This window comes from uncultured Ruminococcus sp. (assembly GCF_946415235.1).
Taxonomy (GTDB): domain Bacteria; phylum Bacillota; class Clostridia; order Oscillospirales; family Ruminococcaceae; genus Ruminococcus.
On the sequence record NZ_CAMKRR010000120.1, the window covers coordinates 1 to 8,362 of the forward strand.

General features: G+C 37.7%; 5 protein-coding genes. 2 read left to right on the forward strand and 3 right to left on the reverse strand.

The window, feature by feature from the left end; all coding sequences use genetic code 11:
• Positions 1-167: 167 nt before the first annotated feature.
• Positions 168-320 carry a hypothetical protein gene (locus tag Q0R37_RS14095; RefSeq protein WP_294755196.1) on the reverse strand — a complete coding sequence of 51 codons (153 nt, stop codon included), beginning with the start codon at positions 318-320 and terminating at the stop codon, positions 168-170.
• A gap of 220 nt (positions 321-540) precedes the next feature.
• Entirely contained in the window at positions 541-1,722 is a 1,182-nt protein-coding gene (locus tag Q0R37_RS14100; protein WP_294755198.1) for a dockerin type I domain-containing protein, read from the reverse strand.
• Positions 1,723-2,338: 616 nt separating this feature from the next.
• On the opposite strand from Q0R37_RS14100, the gene Q0R37_RS14105 reads away from it, so the two are divergent.
• The gene (locus tag Q0R37_RS14105; RefSeq protein ID WP_294755199.1) at positions 2,339-4,243 is read left to right on the forward strand and encodes a dockerin type I repeat-containing protein; all 1,905 of its coding nucleotides are present in this window, start codon (positions 2,339-2,341) and stop codon (positions 4,241-4,243) included.
• Between the two features lie 1,440 nt (positions 4,244-5,683).
• A complete protein-coding gene (locus tag Q0R37_RS14110) occupies positions 5,684-7,969 on the forward strand; it encodes a hypothetical protein (protein ID WP_294755200.1) in 2,286 nt (761 codons plus the stop codon).
• Positions 7,970-8,072: 103 nt separating this feature from the next.
• On the opposite strand, the gene Q0R37_RS15710 is transcribed toward Q0R37_RS14110, so the two are convergent.
• Complete coding sequence (locus Q0R37_RS15710; RefSeq protein ID WP_366517444.1) at positions 8,073-8,288, reverse strand: BRO family protein; 216 nt, start codon at positions 8,286-8,288, stop codon at positions 8,073-8,075.
• Between the last annotated feature and the right edge of the window lie 74 nt (positions 8,289-8,362).

Here is an 8,362-nt window from a genome sequence, read left to right on the forward strand (position 1 = left end):
TGCACTTGTTTTATCCCTTTACTTATTAGTACCATTTTTTTCGAAAAAGACTAAGTAATTTTAGATATTTTTTATTTTTAACAATTATATCATAGATTTGGGATGATTACAATATATTTCCATTACTTTTCCATAATATATTCTTAAGAACTTATTTAATCCATCGATCATGGCTTCTTTTCCACATTTTCCTTCGTTGCGTTTTTTCTGGATAAAATCATAGACGGGATGCTCTGTATATTCGCTGCTGAAAGAAAATCGCTTATCAGCTCTCTTCTTGCTCGCTGCTCTTCTGTTTCATTTCTTCGTCTTCTGCTCATAATTAAAACCTCCGAAGTAGTGTCTCTTTTATTATACACTACTTCAGAGGTTTACACAAATTTTAGGATAGACTCAACATTTTTAATAGCAGCGGTCATCGCACACAGGAAATCGAGCTTTATTGTTGCTATATGAAATGTATTTTTTTGTCAAACTGAAATCCCCTTTCCGATATGGAAAGGGGATTTGATATTTTTTATATTGTGATAGCAGTCGGTATTAATCATTGTCTGTAAGGATGCTTTTCCAGCTTAATACCCATTCATCAATATTTTCGTTGAATACATATGTTTTGATTTGAATGTCAAAGCCGGTTCCTTTCCATATGATTTTACAGAAATCATCGAAAACATATGCGGCATATTGACCCTCGTTTGTCTTGGTATATTCACGTTTGAAGGCGTCTCCATAATATGCATATCCGTCATAGTATTCTCCGAGATAAGCATAAGAACCATCATTTTCTATCTCATAGAACATATACTGACAGGTATCGTCCATAAAATGATCTTCTGCCACGGTGATGTAGAGCTTGTGTTTGCCATCGGGAGAATCATATTGATGAGCATAGTAATCAGGAGTGAATAATTCAAAATCGAATAATACGCATATACCGTTTGATGTTTCTCTGACTGTTTTGGGCACAGTTACCTGGAATAGAATGATATTTTTTTCCTTATTATATACCATAGGGTGAGATTTATACTCCTGCCAAGTATAAAGACAGTATATAGCGGATTTTCTTACGATCTCTGGATCAAGTTCATAGTATTCGCAGAACGTCTCACTTTCGGCTATATCCAGAAATTTCCCTTGTATATAATCACATACAGGTGCTCTGAAATGAATACCCTCACCATATTCTTGTTCAAGTGTACCGAGTATAACGTCGCTTTTTTTGAAAAATTCACCGTCATAGATACCGAGGTATTTCTGTATTTCTTCATCATCGGTGCCGATATTCTCAAAATATGCTGTGAGTTCCCCGGGCGAACTTATGAAAGTTGATTTTATTTCAGCCCTGTCTGCTGTAGCAAGGATATCAACGCTGCTAATCTGTTTAAATGCTGTTTCCGGAGCTATAACTGCTTTTCTCAGTTCTACAAGATCGAAAATGTCAGCGTTTCCGTCTAAATTGACGTCAAGATAATTCAATTTATTGGAATAATTTGTTGTAGGTTTGTATTCACTTGAACCGTGGAGATAAAGCAACATAGTGACAAGGTCGCTTACATTCAGCTCGCTATCGTTATTTACGTCGCCTATGATATATGTACTAGAATTATGAAGTATTAAATCATCAGAAGTATCAGGATAGATTTTTTCCTGTGCTGTTGCGCTTATAGGATAGATGAATATGAATGTCAGTAAAGAAATAAAAAGAGAAATTATCTTTTTCATATAGATCCCACCTTTTTAAAAAGAAGACGATTTACACTTTTCCTTATAATAGTATATCATTAAATTTGGTATGAAATCTATACTATTCTATTACTTTTTAATGAAGTTTTTTTATAATATGGATGTATCTATGAACACTATCATGTATACTTCATCGAAAGTTCAATCCTGTCAGTCTTGATTATGAATTTGCATATGAACACTCCAAATCCTGTTCCTGTTTCGGAGTTGCTTACCCTTGAAATAGCGTTCCCAGATATGAGGTATATCCTCTTTCGAGATACCGCTCCCCGTATCTTTTACGTTGACTTTTACAAAGTTCTCATTTTACTCTGCTTTGACAAGTGTTGTACCGTTTTTAGTAGGTTTCAGGGTATTAGAGAGAAGATTAACGAATACTCTCTGAAATCTAGAACTGTCGGCTTCGATATTTGGTAGTTTGAGAGGAATGGAAATACAGGTTCTCGCTGTTTGGCAGTGAGAACCTGTATTTCATTGTAAAGTTTTTGTAAATATGCCAAAACCAGCTTGAAACCTGAAAAAATTTGTATTATTATGAAAATGGATAGGTATATCCGAACCATAAAACCAAGAGCTTGCAGAAAGGGTGATATTTATGAAAAAACTGATATCCATTATAACATCAGCAGTAGCGACATTATGTATGTTATCCGCTTTCTCCTCATATATGCCCGCCGTACGCTCTGCTGATGTCTCTCCTGTGCTTACCGCAGGCGATATGGGGGCAGAAGGTGCTTTTGAAGGTTTCTCCATAGAACTTACGGACGACAGAATAAACTTCATAACCGACTGTGAAGGTGGGAATATAGCATCAAAAGATAAATTCGAGCTTTACGGCACCGAAGCCGGTTACAGTCTCAAGCCGGAAAGCAACGGCAAATATGTCGTATATTTTGGTGTTGAGGCATACGAACCCGCATACCATAATAATGGTTCTATATGGATTCCTCCATATGATTTTTACATATACGAAATAGATGTCCGAGATAACGTCGTTGACATAAGCGGTATGTACAAGTACAACGATGCCACCTCTCAGCATGGCTCATCACTGAACATTTTTTCAAGTGATGGCACCTCTGTTACAACGAAATTATCATCTGAAAGGGATAACATATTTATGCGGACGGTCATATATTCTTTTTTCCCAAAGGAGGACTATTTTTTCGTATATGAATTTGTAAACACAACCGGATTTGAGATATGTGATTTAACGTTGATTATTACCTCCAATGATCCGAACGCTCTGTTTTACGGCAATTATGATATAATAAACCGAAAAAGCAATCTATATTTCCAAACTCAGGAGATATCGGATATTCTGCCTGTTCCCGAGTTCATTGCTGAAATCATGATCCCATATGAAGAAAGCGAACAAAAGAGCACACTGAAAGTGATAAAACATGAAGGCGATGATTTTACATTATACCGCATCGATCACGACAGATACGAAATATTGCCCGAGACACTTCAGGTGACCGATTTTAACGAAAACGATCTTAACGCAGACGGGAACTTCAATGTGGCAGATGTGGTACAGCTTCAAAAATACCTTCTCGGCTATACAGATACAGATATCATATCCTGGGAATTTGCTGATATTTGCAAGGACGGAGGACTTGACGTATTCGACCTCGTTATGCTGAAAAAAGCTCTCGTAAACTTAGATGCGCCTCATCTTACCGCAGGATATATGGGCGCAGTCAGCTTTGACGGCATAAAAGTCGAGCTTGACGGCAGCGTTCTGAAATTTATCACTGATTATAAAGAATGTTCCGTTATGTCCTCGAATAGCCTGTGTCCTTGCAAAGCAGAGGAAGCATATGCCTTCAGGCCTGAAAGCAACGGAAAATACTCGGTTCTCTTTATTCAGGAGATACCAATACCAGAATCTTATTATGAATCAATATGGTTTCCGCCAATGATACTGTACCTTTACGAAGTTGAGATAAAGAACAATACAGTCAATATCGATAAAATATACAGGATGTGCGACTGGGACAGCGAGTATAACAAGTGGTCAGATGAAGTATATCTTGAAGTATTTACAGCCAATGGCACCGAACTTTATAAGTCTGAATTCGGATTATTAGCCTTAATAAAAGTGTTTACAACCTATTGTATGTCCGATGATGATATTGCATTTGAATATATTCTCTACAATAACTCTGCAAAAAGTTGGATAGAAAACGTATATATATCCTCAAGCGATCCAAATGCTGAAATACAATGCGATCATAATCTACCTGTTAACGATTCTTCAAGCAGATTGAAGTACGCTGATGACCTGCCGCAAGCATTTCAAAGTTTAAATATGAAAAAGCTGTTCAAGTTCGAGGTTAAATATCCCATTCTTTGCCATTTGGGATACCAACCTCATGGTACTATTAAAATAACCGTAAAGGCTGACAAAATGCTGAAAAAGTACTCCATATACTATGCAGACTACGTTCTTCTGCCTTCAACGCTGAAAAGAACCGAAATCATAAAAACAGAATAGTATGCTTTCAACGCGAAGAAGCTTAGTGGGCAATTCTATTTGTGTTAAGCTGACAGAACTAATCGTTCTGTCAGCTCAGAATCGTTCGGCAATTTTTATTAACGAGTCTGGCTTATACAGCCTTGTACTTTCAAGCAAACTCTGCATAGCAACAAGCAGAGCTGATAGTGTTCCTCTTGATGAGTATAGCTTTGTAAAAAACGTGTATGATTGGTTCATGGATGTATTAGTATAACGTATAACATTTCGCCTTATCTACATACGAATATGCTATTACAGGACAGTTATAAATCAAAACAATCGTTGATACAAATTCAAATTTTCTTATATCAAATGATACCCTTAAGGCCACAATTCCTATTTTGCGTCATCGCAGAGTTTTAAGATAACTCGCTCTTACTAAAAATGGCAGCGGAACACGAATAAATCGTGCTCTGCCGCCTCTTTTTTATTCCAATTCTCCTGTCCGTTTAGGATTCCATTCATGACTTTGACAATCATCACGTCCAAGGAACATTGCTATATTCCGCCTCATATTTTTCAGTTCTTCAAGCTGTGGCTTCTCATCTCGAATCTCATTTTTTAACTTCTCTACTTCATTTCTGAGCTTTTTCTGTTCGGTTCTGAGTTCCTTTATGAGTGGAAGCTTGCCCCCACTAAAATGCTTTTTAAGATATCAGCATTTTCAGTGACTTAGCTTTGCCATTCTCAGCTTTTACCTAAACAGGAACCAACCAATCGGCGGTTCTCATGAAGAACTCCTGTTCAAGTGTGGAATCTTCACGTCGATAATAATACGCGAAAGCTTTAATAAAGCTTTTCAACATAATATTGTAAAAAGCACCTATCCGGAACATTTCGGAATAGGCTTTTACGTCAAGCGTTTGGCAGCTGCTGAATAAAAGATCGCAGTAATATATGCCGATGTAAATGATATCCGGATATTTATATAATAAGGATACATTATGTATTATAAACAATGTATCTTATTAATCTTATCTTATCAATCTAACACCCATAAGTAAAAATTCCTGTTAGGTAAATATGCCGAAGATACGGCATTTATAAGGCTTTTTGTGAATTGTGACCATGAACGATTCGTTACCCGTTAATTGTAGATACCGTAACGTTTCGTTACTCCATGTGTCATGGCAGTCTATGATTTTAATCTGGATTTAAAAATCGGTGTGTATGCTGCATATGGTGTGTAATTGCCTATATATCGAAGTATATTTTACACACCTGCTGCACCGTTGCTGTGTAATTGCTGTGTAGTCCTGTTTTAGGACTACATCGTTTATGTATACGCCCTAAAACAGGGCGTGAAGGTTATTGAATAAAAAGCTTTTTTAGAATGTCGCAATAAAGGACTTGTAAAAACTTTCTGGCGTAGATATAATAAATATATATATGTTTTTTATGTTTAGGGAGGGTGTGACAATGTACAAAAAAATAAAGCTTTTTTTGTCAGCTTTGACCGCCTGCGCTGTAACAGCGGCAGCTATGACTGTTTTTCCTGTAAATGCTGTGGGAGAGACGGAATCTTCGGAGGTGACAAACAGTGCCGCGGTGAGTCTTACTTATTATGACGAGGAATTCAAGGCTCCTTATTCGTGCAATGACCTAATAGCATGGAAGGCTGATGACGATGATGGCGAGGCAACAATCGTTCGTAATTCTGTGGGCGGTTATTACGTTTGCAACTGGGACAGTACAAGACTTGCGGAGTTCCTTGTCGGTGAGGGAAAGGTACAGTCTATAGACGATGTCAAGGATTGCTTCGTAAAATATGAGGCAGCCTTTAAAGACACGGAAAGCTATGCTATTGGAGCTGTGGTGGAATGTTACGATGCTGAGAATAAAAAAACAGCGGAAATAAGAGTTCTTGACTCATATACAGAGGACGCTTTCAGTGCAGATACCGATAATGCAAAAAAAATAAGCATAAACGGCACTGATTACTATGTAAGCATCACTGAAGAAGAGAACGTTCCTGTTGAGATCATATATATTGTCCGCTGCGAGAGCCTTGACGGTGGCAGCATAAGCGAAAAGATAGACTTTAAGGCGATAGACGCCGAGTTAAAGGATAATGGCTTTAAAATAGAAATAGGTAAGCAACCTAAGCTTTATGTCCGCGGAACAGGCGAAAAGGGAAAGATATTCGTAAATGATGTTACTTTGGCCAATGTTCCTCACAAGGAGAGTATAAAAGTTGAGAACTATTATGACTCACGCAACCCTGTCTGGCTTAATGGACAGTATTACTCCTATTCGTCGCTGGATAAAGGCTTACGCAACGGAATGACGGTCTCTGATGACGGAACAGCTCACTGTATGTATGAAAATTGTAATACCAATTCGGACAGTGCGTTTTTCAGAGGTATTCTTGACGAAAAGGCGGTGTCTTTTGATGAATATGAAAAGATGAACGTTCACTATGAGACGACAATAAAGGCTAAGGACAAATATGCAGTGGGAGTTGAGCTCTTTGATCGTGACAGTATAACGTCTATAAATATTGTTCAGTTCAGTAATACAAAGGACTTTGTAGACGACGGTCATGACAGGGCTGATGTTGAACACCTTGACTCTGTTGAGGTAGACGGTATCAAGTATGATATTTATTCAAGGACATTTAACTATGAGTCCTGTATGAGCTTGCCTGCACCGCAGATATGGTGCATATCACAGGTCAGCTTTGAACAGGAGGTCTACGGAGCAGTTGGCGATATTGATCTCAAGAAACATTACGATGTTTGGCTAAAGAACTATTTGGAAAAGACAAACAAGATAAGCGAAATATTAATGTTTGCTGAATCATTTGGTGCTGGAAGAGGTGAATTTGACCTTGAAAAGGCTGAATTTGATCTTGTAAAGAAAGATGACGCATATGACAGAGTGATTGATAATACTTCGTTAAATGCCCATGCCGAGCCTATTATTGAGGGCGGCAGCATGGTATTCTGCACAGAGAACGGGAAGTGTACTCTCAAAAAGAACGGAACTTTTGTCGGTGACTGTTTTCAGAATTATGATGACAGCGTTTTCAAGTTCGGAAAGAGCATGAACTTTGAAATGGCAGACGAGCAGATAGACAATGATAAGGGCGACTTTATCAATATGAATTTCAAGGCTAATATAAGCACGGATAACAATTACAGCATAGGTGCTGAGGGCCGAATGTGTGATGAGCACGGCGAGGAATACATAGATTTTTATATGTATCCTGTGCTGAATTATGATGCTATTCCAAAAGAAGCCAAGTATCTCGGTACGGAGGAGTTTACCGATCGGGAATACGATATCTATGTGTACTATAACGATCATGTTGTCACTGCCGGTGGCAAAAAGAATGTGAAATATTATTGTATAGCTAAAACCAAGACTCCTAATGATACAATTGCATCAGGAACTATCTATCTTCTTGACGCTGTTATAGCATGGAAAAATGCTGGACTTGAAGTAGGCCCTATCACAAATGTAGCTCTTAATGCCAATATATGCGGCATTGGCGGCGGAGAGATAGAGCTTGTCCGTAATGATATTATAGTTGAGAGACTTAACAGGGAGAAGTTCACATCAGATGATATATGTCTTTTCCAGAAATATCTCCTTGGCGAGGAATGCGACCTTAATAACAAGAATTTCGACCTCAATTATGACGGAGTATTTGATAATTTCGATATGATAGAGCTCAGAAAACAGATTCTTAACAATTATTGATGATAAAATCTGAAGTGTTATAAAAATGCTCATATAGAAGCTTTGCCTCTAAGTGTTAAACGCTTAGGGGCATTATTATTTATTGATGAGATAGAATCAGAATTTAGCGAAGAAAGATTACGTGAAGTCTGAAAACAACAAAATCTTCTTTCAGCTTAAATGAAGGGGGTGTCCAAAATGGACACCCCTTTACTGATACCAGGCGTTTGAACCTCTTGGCTATTGGTTGTCTACTTGAAAGTACAAGGTTATATAAGCCAGTCTCGTTAATAAAAATTGCCGAACAATTCTGACCTGACAGAACGATTCGTTCTGTCATCTTAATTTTTTATATATTCATGGTTAGCACCCCGTTGTTTTATCGGCTTTATAAGTAGAGGACAAAAATGCAAC